Source organism: Kitasatospora sp. MBT66 (genome assembly GCF_000710405.2).
Classification (GTDB): domain Bacteria; phylum Actinomycetota; class Actinomycetes; order Streptomycetales; family Streptomycetaceae; genus Kitasatospora; species Kitasatospora purpeofusca.
In genome coordinates, this window is record NZ_JAIY01000006.1 from 1,412,883 (window position 1) to 1,435,575 (window position 22,693).

Annotated in this window: 26 protein-coding genes; 14 read left to right on the forward strand and 12 right to left on the reverse strand. The window is 69.8% G+C overall.

Features of this window, described 5'->3' with window-relative positions:
* Nucleotides 1-41 precede the first annotated feature (41 nt).
* On the reverse strand, nucleotides 42-1,007 hold the full coding sequence (locus BI06_RS18750; protein WP_255360233.1) for a beta-lactamase family protein: 966 nt from the start codon (nucleotides 1,005-1,007) through the stop codon (nucleotides 42-44).
* Between BI06_RS18750 and BI06_RS18755 the strand changes: the two genes are divergently transcribed.
* Nucleotides 965-1,471: a hypothetical protein gene (locus BI06_RS18755; protein ID WP_043469256.1), complete on the forward strand. Its 507-nt coding sequence runs from the start codon at nucleotides 965-967 to the stop codon at nucleotides 1,469-1,471. The two genes, BI06_RS18750 and BI06_RS18755, sit on opposite strands and share 43 nt — an antisense overlap.
* Here BI06_RS18755 and BI06_RS18760 read toward each other — a convergent pair.
* From BI06_RS18760 to BI06_RS18805, 11 genes are all read right to left on the reverse strand, one after another.
* Nucleotides 1,437-2,219 (reverse strand): IS5 family transposase, encoded by a 783-nt coding sequence (locus BI06_RS18760; RefSeq protein ID WP_043469258.1) that lies wholly within the window; start codon nucleotides 2,217-2,219, stop codon nucleotides 1,437-1,439. The genes BI06_RS18755 and BI06_RS18760 overlap by 35 nt on opposite strands.
* Before the next feature lie 209 nt (nucleotides 2,220-2,428).
* Complete coding sequence (locus tag BI06_RS50895; RefSeq protein WP_043469260.1) at nucleotides 2,429-2,992, reverse strand: serine hydrolase; 564 nt, start codon at nucleotides 2,990-2,992, stop codon at nucleotides 2,429-2,431.
* Nucleotides 2,989-3,897 carry an HEXXH motif domain-containing protein gene (locus tag BI06_RS50900; protein WP_051741240.1) on the reverse strand — a complete coding sequence of 303 codons (909 nt, stop codon included), beginning with the start codon at nucleotides 3,895-3,897 and terminating at the stop codon, nucleotides 2,989-2,991. The genes BI06_RS50895 and BI06_RS50900 overlap by 4 nt, the downstream gene beginning before the upstream one ends.
* A 113-nt stretch (nucleotides 3,898-4,010) precedes the next feature.
* On the reverse strand, nucleotides 4,011-4,142 hold the full coding sequence (locus BI06_RS54730) for a hypothetical protein (protein WP_255360227.1): 132 nt from the start codon (nucleotides 4,140-4,142) through the stop codon (nucleotides 4,011-4,013).
* A 105-nt stretch (nucleotides 4,143-4,247) separates the two neighbouring features.
* Nucleotides 4,248-5,114, reverse strand: a complete 867-nt coding sequence (locus BI06_RS18775) for a protein kinase (protein WP_043469262.1) — start codon at nucleotides 5,112-5,114, stop codon at nucleotides 4,248-4,250.
* Nucleotides 5,111-5,755 carry an AAA family ATPase gene (locus BI06_RS18780; RefSeq protein ID WP_043469264.1) on the reverse strand — a complete coding sequence of 215 codons (645 nt, stop codon included), beginning with the start codon at nucleotides 5,753-5,755 and terminating at the stop codon, nucleotides 5,111-5,113. The genes BI06_RS18775 and BI06_RS18780 overlap by 4 nt, the downstream gene beginning before the upstream one ends.
* A 5-nt stretch (nucleotides 5,756-5,760) precedes the next feature.
* A complete protein-coding gene (locus tag BI06_RS18785) occupies nucleotides 5,761-6,489 on the reverse strand; it encodes a hypothetical protein (protein WP_043469266.1) in 729 nt (242 codons plus the stop codon).
* Nucleotides 6,486-6,722, reverse strand: a complete 237-nt coding sequence (locus tag BI06_RS50905; RefSeq protein ID WP_158516440.1) for a hypothetical protein — start codon at nucleotides 6,720-6,722, stop codon at nucleotides 6,486-6,488. Before BI06_RS50905 ends, BI06_RS18785 begins: the two co-directional genes overlap by 4 nt.
* Nucleotides 6,723-7,111: 389 nt before the next feature.
* The gene (locus tag BI06_RS18795; RefSeq protein ID WP_063794987.1) at nucleotides 7,112-8,986 is read right to left on the reverse strand and encodes a radical SAM protein; all 1,875 of its coding nucleotides are present in this window, start codon (nucleotides 8,984-8,986) and stop codon (nucleotides 7,112-7,114) included.
* A 32-nt stretch (nucleotides 8,987-9,018) separates the two neighbouring features.
* Entirely contained in the window at nucleotides 9,019-9,453 is a 435-nt protein-coding gene (locus BI06_RS18800) for an NUDIX domain-containing protein (protein ID WP_043469270.1), read from the reverse strand.
* Nucleotides 9,454-9,639: 186 nt separating this feature from the next.
* Entirely contained in the window at nucleotides 9,640-10,062 is a 423-nt protein-coding gene (locus BI06_RS18805; protein WP_051741242.1) for an ATP-binding protein, read from the reverse strand.
* A 221-nt stretch (nucleotides 10,063-10,283) separates the two neighbouring features.
* Here BI06_RS18805 and BI06_RS18810 point away from each other — a divergent pair, with 221 nt between their 5' ends.
* The 13 genes from BI06_RS18810 (at nucleotide 10,284) to BI06_RS18865 (ending at nucleotide 22,681) form a co-directional block, all read left to right on the forward strand.
* The gene (locus tag BI06_RS18810; protein WP_043469272.1) at nucleotides 10,284-11,144 is read left to right on the forward strand and encodes a helix-turn-helix transcriptional regulator; all 861 of its coding nucleotides are present in this window, start codon (nucleotides 10,284-10,286) and stop codon (nucleotides 11,142-11,144) included.
* Nucleotides 11,141-11,668, forward strand: a complete 528-nt coding sequence (locus BI06_RS18815; RefSeq protein ID WP_043469274.1) for a DUF397 domain-containing protein — start codon at nucleotides 11,141-11,143, stop codon at nucleotides 11,666-11,668. Before BI06_RS18810 ends, BI06_RS18815 begins: the two co-directional genes overlap by 4 nt.
* 143 nt (nucleotides 11,669-11,811) lie before the next feature.
* Nucleotides 11,812-13,014 (forward strand): helix-turn-helix domain-containing protein, encoded by a 1,203-nt coding sequence (locus tag BI06_RS18820; protein WP_043469276.1) that lies wholly within the window; start codon nucleotides 11,812-11,814, stop codon nucleotides 13,012-13,014.
* Between the two features lie 33 nt (nucleotides 13,015-13,047).
* Nucleotides 13,048-13,686 (forward strand): HAD-IA family hydrolase, encoded by a 639-nt coding sequence (locus BI06_RS18825; protein WP_233290189.1) that lies wholly within the window; start codon nucleotides 13,048-13,050, stop codon nucleotides 13,684-13,686.
* A gap of 203 nt (nucleotides 13,687-13,889) precedes the next feature.
* Nucleotides 13,890-14,273 (forward strand): hypothetical protein, encoded by a 384-nt coding sequence (locus BI06_RS18830; protein WP_043469280.1) that lies wholly within the window; start codon nucleotides 13,890-13,892, stop codon nucleotides 14,271-14,273.
* A gap of 60 nt (nucleotides 14,274-14,333) precedes the next feature.
* Nucleotides 14,334-14,726: a hypothetical protein gene (locus BI06_RS18835; RefSeq protein ID WP_043469282.1), complete on the forward strand. Its 393-nt coding sequence runs from the start codon at nucleotides 14,334-14,336 to the stop codon at nucleotides 14,724-14,726.
* A 141-nt stretch (nucleotides 14,727-14,867) separates the two neighbouring features.
* Nucleotides 14,868-15,071 (forward strand): DUF5999 family protein, encoded by a 204-nt coding sequence (locus BI06_RS53650; RefSeq protein WP_082558539.1) that lies wholly within the window; start codon nucleotides 14,868-14,870, stop codon nucleotides 15,069-15,071.
* A 197-nt stretch (nucleotides 15,072-15,268) separates the two neighbouring features.
* Complete coding sequence (gene fxlM / locus BI06_RS18840; protein ID WP_043469284.1) at nucleotides 15,269-16,483, forward strand: methyltransferase, FxLD system; 1,215 nt, start codon at nucleotides 15,269-15,271, stop codon at nucleotides 16,481-16,483.
* A gap of 76 nt (nucleotides 16,484-16,559) precedes the next feature.
* Nucleotides 16,560-16,751, forward strand: coding sequence for an FxLD family lanthipeptide (locus BI06_RS18845; protein ID WP_043469286.1), 192 nt, complete (start codon nucleotides 16,560-16,562; stop codon nucleotides 16,749-16,751).
* Nucleotides 16,752-16,830: 79 nt separating this feature from the next.
* Nucleotides 16,831-19,863 (forward strand): lantibiotic dehydratase, encoded by a 3,033-nt coding sequence (locus tag BI06_RS18850; RefSeq protein WP_043469288.1) that lies wholly within the window; start codon nucleotides 16,831-16,833, stop codon nucleotides 19,861-19,863.
* Nucleotides 19,860-21,002: a lanthionine synthetase C family protein gene (locus BI06_RS18855; RefSeq protein WP_043469290.1), complete on the forward strand. Its 1,143-nt coding sequence runs from the start codon at nucleotides 19,860-19,862 to the stop codon at nucleotides 21,000-21,002. Before BI06_RS18850 ends, BI06_RS18855 begins: the two co-directional genes overlap by 4 nt.
* An 11-nt stretch (nucleotides 21,003-21,013) precedes the next feature.
* Nucleotides 21,014-21,961 (forward strand): thiopeptide-type bacteriocin biosynthesis protein, encoded by a 948-nt coding sequence (locus BI06_RS18860; RefSeq protein WP_043469292.1) that lies wholly within the window; start codon nucleotides 21,014-21,016, stop codon nucleotides 21,959-21,961.
* A gap of 126 nt (nucleotides 21,962-22,087) precedes the next feature.
* Complete coding sequence (locus tag BI06_RS18865) at nucleotides 22,088-22,681, forward strand: ATP-binding protein (RefSeq protein ID WP_051741243.1); 594 nt, start codon at nucleotides 22,088-22,090, stop codon at nucleotides 22,679-22,681.
* Nucleotides 22,682-22,693: the final 12 nt, after the last annotated feature.

The following is a 22,693-nucleotide window of genomic DNA, read 5'->3' on the forward strand; positions in this document are numbered from 1 at the left end:
GTCGGGTTATCGGGCACGGCGGCCGAATTCGCCTGCGGCCGTCAGGTTGGCCGCAGGCGGACGTAGGGCAAGCCGGGCGCCCGGTCAAGGTCCAGGGTGAAGCCATCCACCTCGACCGTGTCGCGGGGCAGCGTGAGGGTGTAGCCGTTGCCCGCCCAGGTGACGGGACCGGCCGGGACGAGGTGGTCCGGGCTGCCGCGGCGCCACAGATGGAGCGTGTCGCCGGTGCGGGTGAGCCGCAGAATTCCCGGGACCTGGTCACAGGTGAAGCGGCCGAGCTCGCGGTGAGGCTGGCCCTCACTGTCTTCGTGGCCTTCTTCGGCGGCCTTGGTCAGACGGCGCGCGGACTCAGCGACGGCCAGAGGCAGCAGTTCTTCCAGGCCCTGTCCGGGGCGCTCGTCCAGTTTGCGGAGCACAGCGGCTGCGGCGTGGTCGGCGGCCAGGTCGGTGGTGTTGGCCAGGCAGACGACCCGCTGTCCGTCGCGGGTGAGGTGGGTCGCTGCGGAGAAGCCGTGTTCGTGGCCGTAGTGGAAGGCAGCAGTTTGTCCGGGGCGGAGGTTGGCGTACAGACCGGGACCGTAGAGGTACGGCTCGTGGTCTGCGGCCCGGTAGGCGAGTTCGTTCCCGTACGGCAGGGAGCTTTTGGCCTGCTGCCACTGTTCGTGGAGGTGGCCGAGCCAGCGGTCGAGGTCGTCGGCGGTAGTGAACAGGGTGCCGGGGCCGGGCAGGGCGACAGGGGGCTGTGTGTGTTGCCACCGGTCACCTGCGGGCCGGTAGGCGGCTGCGGCATGGGGGACGACGTCGCGGGGGTCGGGCTGGTATCGGGTGGCGCTCATGCCGAGCGGGTCTAAGAAGCCGTTGTCTTTCCGAGAGTGATGGGTGCGTTTCCGCTGGTCAGGCGTAGGCTCGACGCTTCGGCGGCAGGGATGACGTGTCGTGTCGTCTGCTCGGTGGAGGTGCCGGGATGCCGTCGGTGATGGGGTTGCTGGAGGAGCGCGAACGCACAGCTCGGCAACGGGTGGAGGCCCTTCAGGCCGAGCTGCGCGAGGCGGAGGCCGTGTGGGAGCGGTTCGTGATCGCCCGTGAGACGGTGGGCGAGGTCCTGGCTGGGCCGTGGGAACCCGGCGTGGTTGAGGCGGCCCCGGCCGCTCCGCCTGCCGTGGCGGGGCCGGAGGCGGGCGGGGCCAGGGCGGTGCCCGGTTCGGTGGTGCCGGTGCGGCGTGATGGGGTCAAGGTGACGGCTCTGGCGCCGGACTACCAGCGGATCATGAAGGTCCTGGCCGACCGGGAGCGGTCGGACGCCGGGCCGATGGACTGCCGGCAGATCGCCGGAGCACTGGGGTTGGAGGTGGTTCCCGCGAAGGTCGAGGGGGTCCGCTCGAAGGCGAAGCGTCTGGTGGCGCGGGGCTGGCTGGCCGAGGACGCGCCCGGCATGTTCAGGGTCGCCGACGGGCGAGGCGGCGGCTCATGACCATGGTCATCGACCACCACAGCATCGCCTCGGCGGTGTCCGTGCGGGCCTCGTAGTCACGGGCCAGGCGGCGCGAGCGCATCAGCCAGGCGAACGTGCGCTCCACCAGCCACCTCTTCGGCAGCACGGTGAATCCGGCGGTGTCGTCGGTCCGTTTGATGACCGTGAGCGCGACGTGCAGCACCTTCGCCGCGAAGTCGACCAGGTGCCCGGTGTAGCCGCCGTCGGCCCACACGAGTGTGATGCGCCAGTACCGCTCGCGCAGGCGGGCCAGCAGGTGCTGCCCGGCCTGGCGGTCGGTGATGTTCGCGGCGGTGACCGCCACGGCCAGCAGCAGTCCCAGGGTGTCGACCACGATGTGGCGCTTGCGGCCCGGCACCTTCTTCCCGCCGTCGTAGCCGGAGGTGGCGGCCGGCACCGACGCCGCGGCCCGCACCGACTGCGAGTCGATGATTCCCGCAGTCGGCTCCTCGTCCCGTCCCGCGGATTCGCGAACCTTCCCGCGAAGCCGGTCGTGCAACTCCTTGACCAGGCCCTTGTCGCGCCATCGCCGAAAGAAGGCGTAGACGCGGTCCCACGCGGGGAAATCGGCGGGCATCGCCCGCCAGGTGATGCCGCCCGCGACCAGGTAGCGAACAGCATCGATCATCTGCCGGTGGCAATAGCCCTCCGGCTGCCCGCCCCGACCCTCCAGCCACCCCGGTACCGGCAGCGCGACACGGACCTGGGCCCACTCCGCGTCGCTCATGTCCGACGGATACCGTCGCGCACGTTCACCATGATCGGCCGCGTTCCCGTACACGTGCGCGAGGCAATCACACGACGACACGCGGGAGTTGGACTCCGCGGGCCGCACCGCGTACAACTGCGACAACAGGGCCTCCTGCCGTAGCTCTTTGGATTCGCACCCACGAGCTGTTCAGGAGGCCCTGCCGTCATGCGCCGACCGGTCCGCGATCACCCGATCGAGACTCCCGTTCGATCGCCGCGCTCCTTCGCCGGTACGACAACGGCTTCTAAGATCCGGCGGCGGGCGAGGTCGGGCAGCGCGGTGCCGTGGACGTTTTCGAGGAGTTCGGCGAGCAGGAGGTAGTTCGTGTTGCTGTACAGGAACTGGCCTTCCCGTACCGCACGTTCACGCTGGCGGTAGGCGAGGGTTCGCAGGTCGGCTGCGGTGTAGTGGTCGAGGTCGCGCATCCCTGCGAGGGAGAGCAGGGATTCAGCGTCGCGCAGGCCGGACGTGTGGGTGATCAGGTCGGCGATCGTGACGCCTGTGAGCTGGAGACGCGGAAGCAGGTCAGCGGCCGGCTGGTGGAGGTAGATCAGGCTTTCGCGGGCCGCGAGCAGGACCAGGTGGGCGGTGATCTGCTTGGCAACGGAGCCTGCGTTGAAGGCGGTGGCCGGGCCGATCGGGACGTGGTGTTCGACGTTAGCCAGGCCCATGTGCCAGCGGACGGGGTTCTCGCCGGGGCGGTGGACCAGCAGGGTCAGGCCCGGGGCATCCGGGCGGTCGGTGCTCACAGGGTGAGCGCCTGCTGGTGGACGGTGGCCAGCCGTTCGCGAAGGTCCTCGTCGCTGACAAGTTCGAGGGCGCGCGGGTGGTCGGCGGCGGTGGCGGCGAGCTGGGCGCGCTGCTGGTCGAGGTAGGCAGCCAGGAAGCGCCGCACGTCGCCTTCGGTGTGCTCCAGGGCACGGGCGGTGTAGATCATGGTGAGGGGGAAGGCCCAGCAAGCGTGGAGGAAGCCGAAGGCGGGCCGCATGCTCTGCTTCCACGGGGAGTGGAACTCGACCTGGTCGCCGAACTTGCTGCCGGTGGCGGCGATGGCGTCGTTGAGCCAGTTGTGTCCGGCTTCATGGATGAGGTCACGGCCCAGAACGGCGGGGTCGGCGACGTGGTCGAGGAAAACGGTGCCTGGCAGGCGGGTGATGGTCCAGCTGTCCAGGGTCTGGCCGAGCTGCTTGGTCCGGAGCAGGACCACCACGACGGCGTGGGCAGCGAGCAGTGCGCCGAAGCCGGTGGCGTCGGCGGTGGCGAACGCGTCGGCCGCCAGGGTGCGCAGGGAGACCGGCGCGGGTGCGGCGCCGGGGCCGAGCACGTAGTAGGGGGTCTCGGAGATCGGGGAGCGGGGCAGGGCGGTGAGGTCGGGGGTGACGATGACGCGCGGGCCGAGGACGGTCGGGGTGAAGCTGGTGGCGGCGCCGACGTGGGGGTTGGCGGTGTACCAGTCGAAAGTGTCCCGCTCGCCGGAGCGGGCGGCGCTCTCGGCGCCTTCGAGGGTGTGGTGGGCCAGGCTGTAGTCTGCGGCGGCGCCGAGGCCCGAGGGCTGGAGCGGGGCGCCGGGGTTGAGGATTGTGTGGATCTTGCGGGTGCGGTCCTGGTGCAGCCGGGTGATCGGCGGGAAGCCGAAGAGGGCGTCGTGGTCCACGTGCGGGCTCCTGTTCGGGTGCTGGAGTAGGGCCGGGGCCGGGCCCGCCGCGGTCGGGTCCGGCCCCGGGTTGTTCACCGTCGGCGTTCAACGCGACGGGTGGTCAGGGGTGTTCAGGCGGCGTCGCCCTCGGCGGCCGGCCAGCCCTCGGCGGAGACGCTGGAGGTGTGGGCGGTGGTGCGGACGTCCTCGTCCTCGCCACGCAGGTCCTCGACGGCGTCGAGGAACTCGGTGATGCGGTCCATGTCTTGCTCCCTCTGGTTGTCGGGGTGGTGCTGCTGGATGCCTGTCGCGTCGGTGCTCGGACACCGGGCGGTGATCTCGCCCTGGGCACGGTGGCCTCCCCGGGTTCAGTGCCGGACGGTGCGGGCGGCGGTGCGGAGCGCGGTGGCGAGGTCGCCCATGGCGGGGCGGTCGCCCGGCTGGTCAGCCAGCGCGGCGACGACCAGTGTTCGCAGGACGGCGGGAATGAGGGCGAGGTTGGCGTGGCCGCCGAGGCGGGGGATGTCCGCGCACAGGTAGCGGTAGATCAGGACGGCAAGGCTGAACACGTCGGCGGCAGCGGTGGCCTGGTGGTAGCCGGTGATGTACTCCGGCGGCCAGTGGACTTCGGGGCCGCGGTGCTCGGGGCCGCGTTCGGCAGACAGTCGGCGGGCGGCACCGAGGTCAGTGATCAGTCCACGGCCCTGGTGGATGAGGATGTTCTCCTGGTAGACGTCCCGGTGGACGATGCCGCGCTGGTGCAGGCTGGTCAGGCCCTCGGCGACGTCGGCGAGGATGTCCAGACCTTCTTCGGTGTCCTTGTAGGAGGCCATGAAGGTGCGGAAGTTCCCGCCGTCGCACAGCGGCATGGTGTACCAGTCGAACTGCTCGCCGCTTCCCTGGTCAAGGAGGGGAACGACGTGCTCGGCATCGGCGGCGGCACGGGTGAGGTCGGCCTCGTGGCGGAAGTCCTCCCGGGCCAGGGCGCGTTCGGGGTCGGACAGCTGCGCGTACCAGTAGAAGCCGTACGCGGCGGGCCGCTGCTCGGCGGGGAGTTCGGCCAGGACGTGGTTGCTGCCGAATCCCGCCTTCACCACGACGGGCTGCTGACCGGGGAGGCGGGCGGTGGCCAGGGTGCTGGCGCGGGTGAACGCGAGCAGGTCGATCACCTGCCAGCCGTCCATGCGGAGCTGGTCCAGGACCCCGGCGGCGGGGTGGAGGGGGTTGAGGTTCATCGGCTCGCTTCCGTGATCGAGGTCGAGGGGGTGCCGTCGAGGTGGGTGAGGCAGGCGGCGGCCAGCTGGTCGAGGTCGGCCTTGGTGGTGCAGGGCCGCTGCCAGACCTCAAGGCCGGTGCAGCGGTTCCAGGCGGAGGCCGCTTGCCGGTAGAGGTCGGCGAGGCGTGCGGTGGTGTCGGGGCGGTCGGTGAAGCGGAGGGCGGTTTCCCGGCCGGCGAGCCGGGCTTGGCACAAGTCGGGCTCGGTGGTCAGCAAGACGGTCAGCTGCGGCCGGGCGCGGTGCTGCTGTGCGAGGCGCTCGACGTACTCGGCGACCGGGCGTTGGTGGACCAGGGCGAGCAGGCAGGCGGTGGAGAGGCTGAGCCGGTCGGCGATCACCGGGCCGCGTACGAGGGCGGGGGCGAGGTTGAAGCGGGCGTGGAGTGCGAGGTCCCGGCAAGCCGCTTCGGTGGCTTCTTCGGGGGCGTCGGCGCTCTGTCCTGCCCGTAGCCGCACGAGGGTGCGGGTGGCGGTGAGGGAGAGCCAGGAGAACTGGCCGGTGTGGTCGAGGGGGATGCCTTGGGTTCGGGCGTCGGCGAGGAGTCGGTCTCGCAGGGTGCTCTTTCCGGCGCCGGGTAAGCCTTCCAGGGCCAGGAGCACGGGCGTCAGCTCCCCGGTCCGTCAGCGGCGAGCCAGCTGATGAACTTCGCGCACCGCCCGGCGGTGACCGGCAGGGTGCCGTGGGCGAGCTGGGAGCCGTACAGCAGCGCGGTGCCTGGGGCGGGGGCCACGGACCAGCGGGTGCGGGGCATCTGCCGGAACCAGGCAGCGGAGTTGTCCGCGCCGTCGTGGGCCAGCCACATGCCCTCCGCGTAGCCGTTGGCCGCCGGGTCGGGGGCCTGGCGGTACCAGAGGCGGTCATCGGAGGCGGTCTCCACGTAGAAGTCACCTCCGGCGTCGGGCTGGGTGATGACGACGCTGATCCCGGCGATCTGGCGGGGCCAGGCGAGCGGGTCGGGGGCGATACCGTCGAGGTGGCTGGTGATGTGCTGCCCCGGGCCGTACTCGACGTACGTCCACGGGCGGCACACGGTGATGGAGGGCATGACGCGGTCCAGAGCCGGGCGGGCGCGGTCGAAGGCGGCCTGGAGGATCTTCTCGGCGGCGTCCGGGATGCCGGGGATCTCGACGCGGCCGGCGGGCTCGTAGACGGCCATCGCCTGTTCGTGGCTGTGGCCGGGGATCTCGTGGATGGAGGTACGGCGCTCGTCTCCGAAGCGTGCGCCGTCGTCGGTGACGACGCCGTGCATCAGGGTGGCGAGGTGGAGCCGCTCGGCGGGGTCGAGGAAGCTTTCGATGCTGCCGACGCCGACGGTCTCGGCTATGTGGATCACGGGATGGGCCTCCTTGCTTCGAGGACGCGATGGACGTCATCCAGGTCGGTGCAGTGGTTGAGCCAGCTGACGACCGGGCTGCCGCCGGCGGACAGGGGGTCGCGCCACAGGGCGAGGAGTTCGCCGGTCAGCGGAAGCTCGTCCGGGCCGGGCAGCAGCCAGGCACCGGCTGTCTCGGCCGGGGTCTGGGCCGGGCAGGGTGCGCGGTGCTGCCGGACGAAGATCCGGGTCATCCGGGTAGCGGCTGCGTCCCGGCACGCGGCGCGGGTCCGTTCTTGCGGTCCCGGCCGGTGGTAGGCGCGGTGCTCGGTGACCAGCCACGCTTCGGCGATGGCGGCGGCCGAGGAGGCGACGCGGCACGTCGCGCAACAACTCGGGCCGTGTGACGGGCACCGAGCGGCGTGTTCGCCGAGTCCGGCGGCGACCTCATCGAGAACCGCCCACGCGCTGTCGGCCAGCAGCCCGCCCACCTCCCGCCGTCCACCTGCCGGTGGCGAGCGGTGGTTGCAGCACGGCGGCCCGGCGGCAGCAGCGGACGGCGCGAGGGCCGATTCGATGAACAGGGCGTGGAAGTAGGTAACGCGTCCCAGGAGTTGGTGGACGGTCACCTCGTCCTCGGGCCTCACGCGGTCACCGCCGGGTACACGTCAGCGGCATGGTCGGGGAGCGGGCAGGAGCACGCGGCGCCCGTCGGTTGCTCGGTCCTCAGCGTGTCGGTGAGAGCGCGGGCGGCGGCGTCCAGGTGCGCGAAGTAGGTGTCCCAGTCATGCCCGCCGGGGTGGAGGCTGAGGTCGAGGACCGGAACGGTGCTGAGCGAGGTCTCGCAGGTCAGCTCAGAGCGGGCGACACGCACCTTGATACCGCCGGGCAGTGCGGTCGCCGTCGCCGCGCGGCACAGGGCCGCCGCGGTGCGGGCGTACTCGGCGCGGTCACGGGGCAGCAGGCCGACCCGGAGTTCGGTGGGTTCCAGGTCGAGGCCGTCGTATCGGTGGCCCTGGCAGCTGTCGTAGGTGATCAGGCCCCAGCGGGCGGTGAGGACGTCGGCCAGCGGCCAGACCCGGGGCTCGATCGCCTCGCGCCACTTCGGGTGGGCGGGGTCGAGATCGTCGGCCTCGTGGACGCCAGGCAGGCCGACGGTGTTGATGTTGCCGTGCGCGCTGGCGTGCAGCTTCACCTCCGCGCGGGCGGCGGCGGGGTCATCCCAGCGGGCGGTGAAGGCGTTCACGTCGCGCATGCTGTTCGGAATGCGGGGGTGCCAGCGCAGCGTCCGGCACCAGCTGCCCTCGGGATTTGCGGGTTGGGCGAGCAGGGCGGCGACGCCGTCGACCATGCGCATCCGGTGGTCGCAGTAGGCGTCACCGGCTGCGGCCGGGTCCTGGCGCCACCGGGTGGCGACACAGCCTCCGCCGCAGGTGTCGCGGTAGTCGCAGGTCGTGCACTTGGCCATCAGCGCCTTGCCCTGGTCCAGCAGCAGCGATCCCTGCTGGAGGCCGGCCAGTTCGTGCTCGCTGGTGACCTCGTCCAGGCTGGTCAGGCGGGCCTGGGGCCACGGCAGCTCGTCGCAGCTGCCGAACCGGTTGTCCGGGTAGAGGGTGAAGACGTGGTCGCACTTGAGGTCGGAGAAGTGACAGAAGCCGGTGCCCAGGCCGCGCAGCCGCCGGATCGTGGAGACGGCCGGTTCCAGCTTGAGGCGGGTGAAGTACCCGGAGCTGATCCAGTGCGCGGTAGCGGCCAGCACGAACTCCGCGTACTCGTCCGGGTGGATCGCCCAGGCCGGTGCGCCGTCGCCCTTGAGGGCGGCCTGCTGGAGCAGGCGGCTTGCCGGGATGCGCCGGGCCCGCACCGTCGTGGGGCGGCGGATGGCACTGTCGAAGCACGGCACGAAGCTGACCGCGTTGACTGCCTCGAACCCAGCAAGGTGGTCGAGGACCGCCGCCGCCCGGCCCAGCACCGCAGGGGTCACCGCCGCGATGACGCCGACCTTCCGGCCCCGCCGTCCCAGCAGTTCCAGGGCCGCCGCAACGCGCGGGTAGACGGGCTCGCCGTCGTAACCCACGCGCCAGGTGTTGCCCTGGGCGTCGCCGTCGAGGGAGAGGCCGATCTGTAACTGCGGGTAGATGGCGTCGAACAGGTCCAGCCACTGCCCGTCGAGCTGGACACCGTTGGTCTGCATCGACACCCGTACGACCTGCGGGAGGCCGGCGAGTTCGCGCAGGATCTCGGCGACGACCTCCCGACCGGCGGTCAGCGGCTCCCCGCCGTGGAGTTCGACGGCGAGCGGGCGGTTCCGGAAGAGTCGGGCCAGCTGTCCGATCTGGTCGGCGCCGATCCGGGCTCCACCGGGCGCGGCCTTGCGCTTCTCGTAGCAGTAGAGGCAGTCGATGTCGCAGGTCTCCCCGCGCAGCTTCACGATCACCGACACCGCCTTACTGGTGTCCTCGGGCTCCAGGCTCCGGTAGAGCCGGTCGATCGGGTGGTGCTGTTCGGTGCGGTACATCGGCTGCCTCCCTTACTGCGGTGACCGGACGGTTAGTCGGACAGGCGTCCCAGCAGAGCGCCCTGGCCGGACTGGAGGATGTGCGCAGCCTCCAGCGGAATCCAGAAGCACTCGAAGTGCGTGGGTTCGCCCTGGCCGTCGTGGTCCTCCTGGCTCATCCACCGCTCCGGGGTCGGCTCGGTGAGCTCCAGGTGGAAGACATGCCGGTGCTGGATCTCGAACCGGTACGGGCTGATGTCGTACTCGGTCTCGCCGAGCTTGCTAACGATCTTGAAATCGGCCAGGCCCGTCTCCTCGCGGGCCTCCCGCAGCGCGGCGGCCTCCGGGGTCTCCCCCGGGCGGATGCTGCCGGCCGGAACCTGAATGCCGACCTCTTCGTAGCTGTAGTCGGTGTGCCGGAACACCAGCAGCCGCCCGTCGCGCACAACGTAGACGAGCACCTTCTCCTTGGTGACCTTCTCGGGCATCGGAACAACCTCCACGTGATCGGGAATGATCGGCAGGAACGCCCGGGTCTGCGGCGCCCCTCCGGCGTGTCCGGCCTCCGGGCCGGAGGCGGGCAGCCTAGGAGTCTAATTCCGCTGATACGCCATCAACTGCCTGGCCTCCGAAGGCAACCGGCCATTCAGTCAGGCGTTCGAAAGTGGCGCCTCCTACTCGTCGGCGCCTGCCAGGCCGCCCTTAGCCCGGAGGTCGAACCAGACCTCCTTGCCCTGCGGAAGGACCCGGGTCCCCACCTCGTCCACGAGGTCGGTGAGCAGTTGCAGCCCCCATCCACCCGTGGCCTCCCGCATCGGCCTGCCGGCCACCGGCAGCCGCTCGTCAAAATCGGTGACTCCGACGCGGATGCCGTCCACCGTCTCGCTCACCAGAAGTTCACTTCCGCCGGGGGCGTGACGGAGGACGTTGGTCAGCAGTTCGGTGACCCCCAGTTCGGCCACGTCGCTGAACTGGCTCTTTCGCCACATTCGCAGCTGGGCGCGCATGATCTCGCGCACGCAGCCCATCAACTCGGGCCGAACCGCAGGAATGACCAGACGGTACTCACCAAGACCTTCGACAGGCGCGACAGGCATGGACCCTCCCAGCTGGCCGTGGACGCATCTCCGGCCGTTGCGCTCCGTACCGGATGAGGCACTCTGCGCTTGGTCGAGCTTCGATGATGACCCCACCATGGCAGAAGGGCAAGGTCCCCAAAGAGGAAAACCTTTCCTTTTGGCGATCTGTCATATGCACGTCCTGGCCCGGGTACTACGCTTTCCCAGGGGCAACAGCCGCCCCGGAGCAAGGAGGTGCCATGCCCGTACAGCCGACCCCGCGCCGCAGGCGCCTCGGAACAGAGATCCGCCGGGCCCGCGAAGCACTGGGCTGGAGCCTGGAGGAGGCAGCCCAACGACTCGGATACAAGGCGCTGTCCACCGTCAGCAAGATCGAGAACGGGACACAGGGAGTCAAGCTCCAAGCTCTCGCGCATTTCTTCGAGGTCCTACAGATCCAGAACGAGGCCCAGCGCGAGCAGTGGCGCGAGCTGGTCCGCCGGGCAGGCGAGCCCGACTGGCACCAGCGCTACGAGGGGGTCGTTGACGACCCACTCAGCGACTACCTGACCGAGATCGAAGAAGCCCTCGAACTCTTCCACTGGAACTCAGGCTCCCTGCACGGCCTGCTCCAGACCTCGGACCACGAGCGAGCCGTCATCGAGGGCAGCCGGGCCTGGACCACAGCCGAGGACATCGAACGCTTCATCGCCATGCGCGCTGAGCACCGACGGGCTATGGCCAACCGGCAGCCGCCGCTGAAGATATGGTCCGTGATCCCCGAAGGACTCCTCCGCCAGGAAATCGGCGGACGGGCCACAGCCAGGGCACAGGTCGAGCACCTGATCGAGCTGCTGAAAAGCGACCCGAACGTCACGATCCAGGTCCTGCCACTGAGCGCCGGCGCACACGCGGGCATGGACGGACCGTTCATGCTGATGTCGTTCGCCACCGGCGGTGACACCGTCACGATCGAGGCGACCCGCGCACGGCTGCACCTCACCGACCACGAGTCGGTGGAGGTCTACCGCACCACCAGCCACCACCTGAAGTCGGACGCCTTCGGCCAGAAGGAATCCCTGTCCCTGCTCAAGACGATCGCCAAGGACCTCGCAGCATGAACACGACCGACCTCGACGCCGCCCGGCTCGCAGACCAGCTTGCCGGAGCCGAGTGGCAGACCGCCAGCAGCGGCGGCACCAACTGTGTAGAGGTCACCTTCCTGGACAGTGGACTGGTCGCGTTCCGCGACTCACTCAACCCTGAGCAGCAGCCGTTGCTTAGCACTGACGAGGGGTTCCAGAGCCTCACGGCAAGCGTTCTCGGCGGCCTGCTCCAGAGGCCGAAGCAGCTTGGCGCCGACCCGATCACCGCGACCACCAAGAACGAGCTCGCTCCCGATTGGCTGGCGGTGCAACTCGCCAAAGCCGTATGGCAGTACCCAGGACCAGAGAGCATCGGCGTGGCGTTCCTACCTCGCGCAATCACGGTGTTCTGCGGACCGGACAACGCCCGCGGGCAGCATGTCCTGGTCTTCGCCGACTCGGAGATCAACGACTTCTCCGAGGGCATCCGGGTCGGGAAGTTCCGCCGCAGGGAAGCCGTGACGCCCACCCCTCCGGCCCCGCTGGCGCTTGTTCACTGAGCGGCTTCTCAGGTAACCGACGCATTCCAGCCGTGATCGTTATGTCACATCGCTCTACAACGGACCCGCTCCCGCGGAAACGCCGTCCAGCGGACTGACCGTGCGGGTACCGTCCAGGAACGCAGTAGCGGAGGGGGAGACCAGTGAGTCAGTGGCAAGACTTCACCACAGGCGAGCGGATCAAGATGCTCAGGGGGAAGGAGACCCAGACTGACCTGGCTGAACGGTCCGGGCTGTCGAAGCACACGATCCAGAAGGCCGAGCAGGACAAGAGCGTGTCGTTGCCGACGCTCCTTCGCCTCGCGGAGGCCCTGCACTCTGACGTGTCGGTGATCCTCGGGCAGCAGGCGCCACGGCGGGGGATGGGGCGCGACGATCGCTCCATGCTCCGGGAGCTTTCACGGACGGTCCACGACACCGCGGCCGGTGTACTGGCCGATCCCGCCGAAGGAGCGGCTCCCGGTCAGGCGGATCTCGCTGAGGCCGCCGAGCGGATGTGGCGGGTCTACTGGCGCGGCGCGTACGCCGAGGCCGGCTCGCTGGTTGCGCCGTTCCTGCGGTCGGTGGCGCTGTTCAGTCAGGCAGCACCGACCGGACAGGAGGCTGTTGCCAACGGCTTACTGTCGGACGCCTTTCGCGCGGCGGGCTTGATCGCCAACTTCCTCGGTGCGAGGGACTTGGCGTACGCCTCGGTCGGCCATGCTCTCCGACACGCAGAGCTGGCGGCCGATCCAGTGCGGGTGTCGATGCTGGGCTCCGCGCGAGCGCGGGTACTGCTGCGGGACGCGCGAGTCGAGCAGGCGTTGCGAGAGGCCGAGGCTGCTGCTGCTCGCGCCGAGCCGAGGTTCTCCGAGCAGGGCACCGGGCTGCTGGCCGCGTACGGGAAGAACATCATCTTCGCGGCAGTCGCTGCTTCCCGACTCGGGGACAGCGAACGGTCGGCGGACCTGCTTTCACAGGCGCATGCAGTGGCGGCGCGACTGGGGCGCGACGTCTTCGGGAACGGGATGCAGTTCGGACCGTCCTACGCGGGGGCCCAAGCCGTGGGCATCAACGTCACCCTCGGGAACACTGGCAAGGCACTCGACATCTCCCAGCGGTTCGATCCTTCGGGGCTGACCCCGGCGGCGCACAGCCGGATGCAGTTGGACATCGCGCTCGCGCAGGCCGACTCGCGCCAGTGGGAGACATCGCTGGACACGCTGCTGGAGGTCTGCGCAGCTCACCCGGAGTGGGCCAAACACCAGGCCATCCCCAACGTGATCATCCAGAGGGCCGGTCGCGCCGGGAACGCCCGGATTCGTAAGCTGTCTGAGATCCTGGGGACCTCGCCGACCATCCGGTGAGCGCTGGTCCGAATCTCAGTCTGGGAGAACCCGTTGTCCTACCGCGGCCTGATACTCGACTTCGCGGGAGTGATGACCACTCCGATCGGGCAGTCCTCGCGGGCGTGGTGTGCCAGCGAGGGCCTGCCGGCCGACACCTGGCGGCGCACTCTCGAAGACGACCCCGCAGGCCGCGAACTGTACGTTGAGCTGGAACTGGGCCGTATGGAGCAGGCCGAGTGGAATCGCCGGACGGCGGCGCTCATGGGTGTTTCCAGCGACAACCTGATGGGGCGGGCTCACGGCGATGTGCGGGCTGTAGCGGAGATGGTGGAGTTGACGCAGCGGGCCCGCTCCGCCGGGATCATCGTCGCCCTGCTGTCCAACTCCTACGGCTTCGCCCCGTACAACCCGTACGAGAAGACGGGAGTCTGGGACCTGTTCGACGTGCGGGTCATCAGCGGGGTCGAGGGCGTGGCGAAGCCTGCCCCAGAGATCTACCGGCGGACGCTGGAGAGGATGGGGCTAGTCGGCTCCGAGTGCGTGTTCGTGGACGACCACCGGCCGAACCTGGCGCCTGCCGAGGCTCTGGGTATCACGGCGGTGTTCGCCGACGGGCCCAGCACTGCCCCCCGGGTGGCCCGGCTGTTGGACCTAGACCCGGTCGAGCCGAACGCGGCGGCTTGCCTCTGACGTCGCAATCAGGCTGGCGTGCGTGAACTCGTACGGGCCATACGACTTCGCTCTCCAGCGATCTTCCGAAGTCGTACGGGCCGCAGGTTCACTCAGGGCGACACTGCTGTGACAGTGGGGACATGCCATCGGACGTACCTCGATCGCCGGGCCGTGTCCCCGTTGCGATCTACATTGCCTCACCGGGTGGAGACCCGGACGCCGTGCTGGAGACCCACTGCCGGCAGTTTGCAGAGTCCCGCGAGTGGGTGGTGTCCGCCGTCTTCACCGACAGGGGGCAGGTGCCGTTGGAAGACCGGGCGGGCTGGCTGGCCCTGCGCGATGCCCTCGCGGAGGGCATCGCGCAGGGCGTAGTGACGTGGACTCGTTCGATGGTGGCCGATAGCACCGAGGGGTGGGAGCGCCTTGCGGTGGGCGTCGGTGAGCTGGGCTGGTTTCTGGTAGCCGGAGCGCTCGACACTCCCGGCCAGTCCCTCTACGGACGGCCCGGGACGGAACAGCTGCCCAACGGTCGCCGCCCGGGGACGCGGAGCGCAACGAGCACGGTCGCCCCGCGCCCGAAATCCGGATGCGACCCCGGCCCGTGACCGATGAATCGGCGTCCAGTCGTTCGTTCCCCCACTCCGCTATCCGGCCAAGGAGCAATCATGCAGCCCCATCCGCAGCCGTCCTTCCTCAGCGATCTGGTCACCGAAACCGCCGGCGCCGTGGCGGCCATTCATGTCAGCCCTGAGGGCTTCGTTGCGGGTACCTCGCCCGGGATCGCCCGTGACGAAGCGGACAAGTGGGCGGCCCTTATGGCGGCGTTGGGTTCCGTGAGCGGCAGGAGCCTCGACATCGCCGGGGACCTCACCTCCGGGGGATACCCGTGGGGGCACAGCGTGATTGAGGACCGACACGGCCAGACGCTCATCCTGGTCGGTGCTCCCGATCAGTCGATGCTCGCCGTGGTCGGCGCGAAGGACGCGGACCTGGGCGAGATCGTGGCTCGGATGATCGAAATCGCGGACCAGGGCCTGCCCACGCCGGTCTCGGTCTGACTGTCACGCAGCCCCAGCGCGGCCCGACCCGCGCTGCTCGGACAGCGAAACCGAGCCGCAGTCATCGCCGACCGTTCCTCCCACGGCCACGTAGCAGCCCGAGGTGGCCACTTTCCGAACTGCACCTGAGAGGACAGGACCATGTGCCGGCACACCCCGCCGTGTCCGACGGCCGAAGCCCCCGACAGGGACGCCGCGCTGCCGGTCGCACACCACCCTGAGCAGGGCTGGACCCTCTTGTGCAACCAGGTGCTGATCTTCGATGACACCGGTGAACTGCTGCCGGACGGAACCGTCATCGCGCCGCGCCGGCCGCTTGCGACCCCAGCAGGAAGTGGCACATGACCTACGCCGAGATCGTTGCACTGGGCTACCTGACGCGCGCCCTATAGACGACCGCCCGGCGGCCCGGATGTTACCGGCCGAGCCGTCGGGCGGTTAATCACCCCGGCGCGGACGGTCGCCTCGTCCTCGCGGTCCGTGCCGGTCCACCAACCCGCTCGACCATGCCCGGCGCAAACTCGCCGAAGAGGAGAACCAGCATGAACGACGTCCCCCCCACGGAACAGCAGCTGCGCGACACCATGGTTCAGAGGCTGATCGAGGTCGGGGCCGCCCGTGACCCTCGGGTCGTCGCCGCGTTCCGTGCCGTCCCCCGACACCTGGCCACCCCGGAGGTGGAAGTCGCCAAGACGTACGAGGTCGAGACGGCCACCATCACCAAGACCGACGAGAACGGCGTGGACATCAGCTCCGTGTCGGCGCCCCGGATTCAGGCGATGCAGATCGAGCAGGCCGACATCAAGCTGGGCATGACGGTGCTGGAGGTCGGGTCCAACGGCCCCAACGCCGCCTACCTCGCGGAGATGACCGGTCCAGGCGGTCAGGTGATCACCATGGACATCGACGCCGATGCCACCGCTCGCGCAGAGCGGTTCATCAAGAGCACGGGCTACCGGAACGTCACCGTGATCACCGGCGACGGTGAGCACGGGGCACCCGAGCATGGTCCCTTCGACCGCATCGTGGTCACCGTGCAGTCCGCGGACATCCCGGCCGCCTGGACCGAGCAGCTCAAGGACGGCGGCCGGCTCGTCGTGCCGCTGCGGATGCGCGGCATGACGCGCACGGTCGCGTTCGTCCGTGACGGCGCGCGGCTCGTCAGCGACGGGTTCGAGCAGTGCGGCTTCGTCCCGATCCGCGGCGTCGGCGAGAACCGGATGCGCCTCGCCATCCTCAACGACGAGGAAGGCGCCGAGGTCGCTCTCCGTCTCGACGGCCACCCCGAGCCCGACACCGAGGCGCTTCGTGCGGCTCTGCGGTCTCCGCGGATGGAAGCCTGGTCCGGCGTCACCGTCGGCGGCGAGGAGTCGATGGAGCACCTCGACCTCTGGCTGACGACTGCCCTCGACAACCTGCCCCTCATGGCCGCCAAGATCGGGGCCAGGCAGCGCGGCGTCGTGGCCGTCGCGTCTCCGGTCGGAACGCCGACGCTCGTGGACGGCGACAGCTTCGCCTACCGCCGCGCGCGGCCCACCGACCAGGAGGACCGCTACGAGCTGGGCGCCATCGGGCACGGACCCAACGGCCTGAAGGTCGCGGAGCGCCTGGTCGAGGAGATCCAGGCGTGGCACGCCGGCCACCGCGGCGACCGCGCGCACATCGAGGTCTTCCCGGCGGGCACGCCCGACGAGCAGCTTCCCGCGGGCCGGGTCATCGACCGGCCGCACACGCGGGTCACCATCTCCTGGCCGTGACCCTCCGTCGTAGCCAGGTGGTTCCACCAGCACGTCCGCACAGTCCACCGATCCCTCTCCACCGAGGAGACTCACCATGGCTCAGCAGAACACCAGGACCCTCCCGCAGACCGCGACGCCGTTCACGGCAGAGTCCGGGTCCGACTTCGATCTGAACATCGAGACCGTCGCGGCCCTGCCCGTGAACGGCGCGCTGCTGAACGACACCGGCGACGGCTGCGGGGCCACCTGCCAGTCCGCGTGCTCCAACAGCACCTGCATCGGCTGACCCAGTCCCAACGAGGTGCGGGCGGGCCGTCTCACGGCCCGCCCGCACCTGGCACCGCACAGGCGAAGGAGGAACGGCCATGTACCGAGTCGTTGACGCGAGCATGATTAGAGCATCGGCGTTTGCGCTGTCCGCTTCGCCGCCTGCCTGTCCTGCGGCCGTTGCCGATCCCGTCGTGGACGCGGACAACTGCCGCCGGTGGATCGAGCTGGTCTGGAGCGACGCACTGCGCGCCGGCGCCGTCGAGCTCGCCGCGCCGGTGCTGGCCGCCACCATCCGCAGGACCCTTCGCGGCGAGGAACGGACTTCTCGCATCCGCCGAGCCGCGCTCTCGCTCAACCGGTACCTCCTGCGGATGCAGTTCCGCGCGACTCCGTTCGGCACCTTCGCGGGCACCTCCACCGTGCGCTTCGCAGGGTCCAGCACCGTGCGCTGGGGCACGGACCAAACCACGTTCGCCAGGGCCGACGCGACGTGGCTCCACACCGTGATCACCTCCCTGGAGCAGGACCTGGACGTGCTGCGACACCTCCACGTCGTCGCCGATCCGACCTACACCGCTCGCGGTCGGCACATCGCGGTTCCCCACCAGCCCGGTGCGAAGGGGCCGACCGAAACCACCCTTCGCCGCACCCGGGCCGCAGAACTGGCGCTCTCGTCGGCGCAGTCGCCCGCACCCGTCGGCGAAGTCGTGGCCAAGCTCCACACCGACTACCCCGACACCCCCGTGCACGTGATCGAGGACATGGTGCGCAGCCTGGTCGGCCACCGGGTCCTCCTCACCAACCTTCACGCCCCGATGACCGTTGACGACGCCCTCGGTCATCTGGTGGCCCAGTTGGACGCGGCCCAGCGCGCCGGGGCCTCGGGCCCCGTGATTCAGGTGAAAGCGGAGGAGCTGCGCAGCGTCCACCGCATGCTCCACCAGCACGACCGTGCATACCCTGATGAGCAGCCCGGCCTCCGAGAAGAGGCGGTGACCGCGATGAACCGCGTCACCAGGGTCGGGAACGGGAACCTCGCGGTGAACCTGCGACCGGACTGCGACATCGTCCTGCCACATCAGATCGCCGAGGAGGCGACCCGGGCCCTGGACGTCGTCGCCCGCATCACGCCCTATCCGAACGGCTCCCCGGCCTGGCGTGACTACCTCACCCGGTTTCTGGAGCGATACAGCATGGGCACGGTCGTCCCGGTACGGGAACTCACCGACCCCGACACCGGCCTCGGCTTCCCCGTGAGCTACCGCGGCACCGTCCTGCCCCGGCCCGTCCTGGCGACGACCCCGCGCGACGAGCATCTCCTGGCTATGGCCCAGAACGCTGCTCTGACCTCTCGTCGAGAGATCGTCCTCACCGAGGAGGACATCGAGGCGCTTTCAGTCGGAACGCCGACTCAAGTTCCCGCACACGCTGAGTTCGTCTTCACCGTGCTGGCGGAGTCCCAGCAGGCCCTGGACGAAGGCCGCTTCACGCTCTCGACCGTCGGGCTGTCCCTCGCGGCCGGCATCACGACCGGGCGGTTCCTGCCCACGCTCGAACGAGCGGACCTCGATCGGGTGGCCGCCGTGCACGCCGCGCTGCCCACGCTGACCGAAGGTGCCGTCCGCGGGCAGGTCTCCGGCCCGCCGCTCAAGGTCCCGGTCAACAACGTGAGCCGCTCGCCCGTCGTCGCGCCCGAGCTGGTGGCGGTGGGCGAGCACAACCCCGCTGCGACCCTGGACCTCGATGACCTAGGCGTCGTCGCGGACTCGAACCGCTTCTACCTCCTGTCGATGTCCACTGGGCGCGTCATCGAGCCGACGGTGATGAACGCCGTCGAGCTGTCGAGCGGCACCCACCCGATGATCCGGTTCGTCTGCGAGCTGGCCCGCTCGCACACCGCCGTCCTGATCCCGTTCTTCTGGGGTGCGGCTGGCCAACTGCCATTCCTGCCCGAGGTCCGCGTGGGCCGCACCGTCCTCTCCGAGGCCCAGTGGCGCTTGCGGCTGCGCGACCTCGGCGACGGACACGATTGGCTGGAGCGCTTCATCAACTGGCGTTGCGCCTACGGCGTACCGCGTACGGTCTTCGTCGGTGCCACGGACCAGCGACTGCGGCTTGACCTTGACAAGTCGGTCCACCAAGAACTCCTGCGCGCCGAACTCCGGCGGCAGGACACGGCCGTCCTGCGCGAAGCTCCCGAAGAACGGGCCTACGGCTGGATCGGACGCGCTCACGAGGTTGCCGTAACGCTCGCCTCCGACCAGCAGCCCACCCCCGCACCTGTCGTCCGCTCCTCCTCCGGCGAAGCCTCGGCCCGGGTGCCTGGAGCCTCGCACTGGGCTTACGTGAAGCTCTACGGCAGCGCGGCTCGTCTGCCCGAGGTGCTGACGGCACACCTGTCCCGCCTCTTGGATGAGGGATGGGACTCTCCCCCTGCGGCCTGGTTCAGCCGCTATGCCGACCCTGACGCGCACCTCCGCCTGCGGCTGCGCCTCCCGGGCCCCGGAGCGTTCGGCCCCGCGGCGGATGCCGTCGCTCGCTGGGCGGCCGACCTCCGGCGAGAAGGTCTGATCCAGCGGGTGCAGTGGGACACCGATCGCCCCGAGACCGGCCGCTACGGCACCGGCCTGGCGCTGGAAGCGGCTGAGGAGTACTTCGTCGCCGACTCAGCGGCAGCCGTCAGGCAGCTGGCCTTGGCGGTCCCGGCCGGAGTCCAGCCCGCCGTCACCGCCGCGTCCTTTATGAACATCGCCTCCACCTTCCTCGGCTCCCGCAAGGCCGGCTGCACCTGGCTGCTCCAGCACCTTCTGCGCCGCGACGGAACGGCCGTCCCGCACGACCTGCAAGCCCTCGCGCTGCGGCTTTCGGACCCGGCCGGACGGAACGGCCTCGCCTCCCTGAACGGCGGGGACGCAGTGGTCACCGCATGGGAAGCACGCGGCGAAGCCCTGAACCGCTACCGCCAGATGCTGGCGGGCAGCTGCCCGGAGAGCGTGTTGCCCTCTCTCCTCCACATGCACCACAACCGCGTCGCCGGAATCGACAGCGCCGCAGAGGCAACCTGTCGCCGGATGGCCAGAGCCGCAGCCCTGGCCTGGACCCACCGCCCGGAAGGAGCTGTGGCATGACGACAACGCTGCCAGCCGCCGACACCTTCCCCCGCCAGTCCCTCGCCCACGGTTCACTCGGAACCGCCTTGCTCCAGATCGAGCGGGCCCGGCGGGGCACTGGGGAATGGCGAGACGTCCACCGCACCCTCGCCGGGATCGGCCCCCTGGCCGACGGCCCGGAGGCGAACCTGTTCCTCGGCGCCCCCGCGATGGCCTTCGTCTTGCACCTCGCCGCCGACGGCACCGACCGGTACGCGGGCGCGCTGCACACCCTCGACGGCATCGTGGCCGAGCACACCCGCCAGCGGCTGTCGGCCGCACACGCCCGGATCGACGCCGGTCGTCGCCCCTCCTTCGCGGAGTACGACCTTTTCCGCGGTCTGACCGGTATCGGGGCCCTGCTGCTGCGGCGACAGCCCCACGGCCCTGAGATAAGGGGCGTCCTGGAGTACCTGGTCCGCCTGAGCGAGCCTGTCGCCGATTCGGCGGGCGGGCCCCTCCCCGGCTGGTGGGTCGGCCACGCGCCTGCCAGCGACAAGACCGCCACACCGGGCGGCCATGCGAACGCCGGACTCGCGCACGGCATCACCGGACCGCTCGCCCTCCTCTCCCTGGCCCTGCGCGCGGGTGTCACAGTGGACGGACACGAAGCAGCCATCCGACGCATCTGCCAGTGGCTCGACCAAGTCCGCCAGACCCACGCTCACGGACTTCGCTGGCCCCGGTGGATCAGCCGCCTCGGTGCCGCCCCCGGACATGCAGCAGCCCCCGGCTGGTGCTACGGCACGCCCGGGATCGCTCGTGCGCAGCAACTCGCGGCCATTGTGCTTGAGGACGCGGACCGTAAGCGCATGGCCGAGCGTGCCCTGATGTACTGCCTCGCCGACTCTCACCAGATCGACCTGATCGCCGACCGTGGGCTCTGCCACGGCTTCGGCGGCGTCCTGCGAGCGGTCCAACGCGTTGCGGAAGACGCCGATACCCCGGCCGACTACCGCCACCGGTTCAACTTCCTTATCGGGAGGTTCACGCTGGCTCCGGCCTCCGATGAAAGCGGCCTCCTGGTCGGCAAGGCGGGAGCCGCCCTCGCCTTCCAGGGCGCCGAAGTCGACACCACCCCCCAAGGGCAGTGGGACGCCTGCCTGTTGCTGACGTGAGGAGTCCGGCCGTGCACCGCACAGACCGTCTGGAGGACGCGGTCCTGGCTGTTCTCGGCGGGGTCTCCGTCGAAGACGCAGCCCGCACCGCCGACACGGAACCCGCGCTACTGTCCGAGGTCATCGAGCGGTACCAGGACGCCGGTCGGGCGGCGCTCGAAGCCGAGCCGTCCGGCTGGCACCAAGCAAACATCCGCTTCACCGACTACCCGACAGGCCACCGGATCTTCCGCGCCTACCTCCAGCCGGCCCTTCGCACCGGGCCAGTGGGTAGCTGGTGGTTCGTCCGCAAGCACCCGCACTGGCGGTTGCGCTACTACCCCGCACCGGGCTCCACCGCCGAGGACGCCGTCCGCCACGTCGCCGAGGCGCTCGACAGCTCCGTCTCCTGGAACGTGACCGCGGAGTGGAGCGCCGCTCAGTACGAACCGGAGGTGACCGCCTTCGGCGGCCCGGACGGAATGGCCCTCGCGCACGAGCTGTTCCACGCCGACAGCGTCGGCGTGATCGAGTACCAGGCTGCGGAGACCCACCGGCAAGCAGGATTGGACGCCAAGGCGGTTTCTCTCCTGGCCATGTCGATGATGATGCGCTCTGCGGGCCTGGAGTTCGGCGAGCAGGGCGATGTGTGGGGGTTGGTCGAAGTACGGCGTCCGCTCACAGACGACGTCACCTCCGATCAGGTCAGCACCATGGTTGAGCCCATGCGCAGACTCCTCTTGGCAGACGCTCAATCCCTTCTCGAATCCGAAGCGCTCGCGCACGTTCAGCCATGGATCAGTGGCCTGGAGACCGGCGGACGGGCGCTCGAACAGGCGGCGGCGGCTGGAAAGCTCAGCCTTGGAATGCGCGGAATCCTCGCGCGGCACGTCATCTTCCACTGGAACCGGATGGGCTTCACCCTCCGCCAGCAATCCATCTGGTCCCGCGCAGCCCGAGAAGCGGTTCTCGGACGCTGAGCTGAGGGCGCTTCCCCAACTGCCCCCCACGGCGCGCTTCTCCTCGTCGCCACCAAGTAGGAACTCCCCCAACCAGCGCGATGGCCCGGACACTCGGGCCACCGCCCCCGCCGGGAGGCGTCCACAATGCAGCAAGTCCCCACTGTGCCCCACAGTCACCTGAAACTGGCCGACACCCCCAATGCGGCCGGCTGGGCCAGGCTCCACGCCCGTGATGTGCTGGGCCGCTGGCAGGTGCCTCCCGACCTGATCGACTCCATCCTGTTAGTGCTCTCGGAACTCGTCACCAACGCGATCCAGCACCCAAACGACGTGAAGCAGCCCGAACGGCTGACCTCTGCGGTGCTGTCCAAGGTGCAGCTGATCGGCCTGGACCTCCAGCTGCGCGGCCCGACCGTCCTGGTACAGGTCACGGACAACGACACACGCCCCCCAGCGCCGAAGACTGTCAGCACCGATGCTGAGCGCGGACGCGGACTCTTCCTGGTCGAGCACATGAGTAGCCGATGGGGGTACTACCACCCGCCGAACGGTGGCAAGACCGTCTGGGCTGAGGTCCGCCCCGGCACCACGGCACCGAGACCTCGGACAGCAACCGCCAGAGAACCGTCGAACCGGGCAGGACGGCCACGGCCGTACGAGCCCATCACCGACGAACACCTTCCCGTCGACGACCCGCACCTCATGGGCCGCGTCCTGGTAGCACTCCGCCAAATCTGATGCCGCTGCCCC

What these genes read in the sequence shown, in the direction of transcription:
- BI06_RS18775 (WP_043469262.1), bottom strand. Translation starts at nt 5,114, where the DNA reads ATGAACCTCAACCCCCTCCACCCCGCCGCCGGGGTCCTGGACCAGCTC.
- BI06_RS18795 (WP_063794987.1), bottom strand. Translation starts at nt 8,986, where the DNA reads ATGTACCGCACCGAACAGCACCACCCGATCGACCGGCTCTACCGGAGC.
- BI06_RS18810 (WP_043469272.1), top strand. Translation starts at nt 10,284, where the DNA reads ATGCCCGTACAGCCGACCCCGCGCCGCAGGCGCCTCGGAACAGAGATC.
- BI06_RS18815 (WP_043469274.1), top strand. Translation starts at nt 11,141, where the DNA reads ATGAACACGACCGACCTCGACGCCGCCCGGCTCGCAGACCAGCTTGCC.
- fxlM (WP_043469284.1), top strand. Translation starts at nt 15,269, where the DNA reads ATGAACGACGTCCCCCCCACGGAACAGCAGCTGCGCGACACCATGGTT.
- BI06_RS18835 (WP_043469282.1), top strand. Translation starts at nt 14,334, where the DNA reads ATGCAGCCCCATCCGCAGCCGTCCTTCCTCAGCGATCTGGTCACCGAA.
- BI06_RS18760 (WP_043469258.1), bottom strand. Translation starts at nt 2,219, where the DNA reads ATGAGCGACGCGGAGTGGGCCCAGGTCCGTGTCGCGCTGCCGGTACCG.
- BI06_RS18805 (WP_051741242.1), bottom strand. Translation starts at nt 10,062, where the DNA reads ATGCCTGTCGCGCCTGTCGAAGGTCTTGGTGAGTACCGTCTGGTCATT.
- BI06_RS50905 (WP_158516440.1), bottom strand. Translation starts at nt 6,722, where the DNA reads ATGACCCGGATCTTCGTCCGGCAGCACCGCGCACCCTGCCCGGCCCAG.
- BI06_RS18755 (WP_043469256.1), top strand. Translation starts at nt 965, where the DNA reads ATGCCGTCGGTGATGGGGTTGCTGGAGGAGCGCGAACGCACAGCTCGG.
- BI06_RS18800 (WP_043469270.1), bottom strand. Translation starts at nt 9,453, where the DNA reads ATGCCCGAGAAGGTCACCAAGGAGAAGGTGCTCGTCTACGTTGTGCGC.
- BI06_RS18850 (WP_043469288.1), top strand. Translation starts at nt 16,831, where the DNA reads ATGTACCGAGTCGTTGACGCGAGCATGATTAGAGCATCGGCGTTTGCG.
- BI06_RS18845 (WP_043469286.1), top strand. Translation starts at nt 16,560, where the DNA reads ATGGCTCAGCAGAACACCAGGACCCTCCCGCAGACCGCGACGCCGTTC.
- BI06_RS18855 (WP_043469290.1), top strand. Translation starts at nt 19,860, where the DNA reads ATGACGACAACGCTGCCAGCCGCCGACACCTTCCCCCGCCAGTCCCTC.
- BI06_RS54730 (WP_255360227.1), bottom strand. Translation starts at nt 4,142, where the DNA reads ATGGACCGCATCACCGAGTTCCTCGACGCCGTCGAGGACCTGCGTGGC.
- BI06_RS18865 (WP_051741243.1), top strand. Translation starts at nt 22,088, where the DNA reads ATGCAGCAAGTCCCCACTGTGCCCCACAGTCACCTGAAACTGGCCGAC.
- BI06_RS53650 (WP_082558539.1), top strand. Translation starts at nt 14,868, where the DNA reads ATGTGCCGGCACACCCCGCCGTGTCCGACGGCCGAAGCCCCCGACAGG.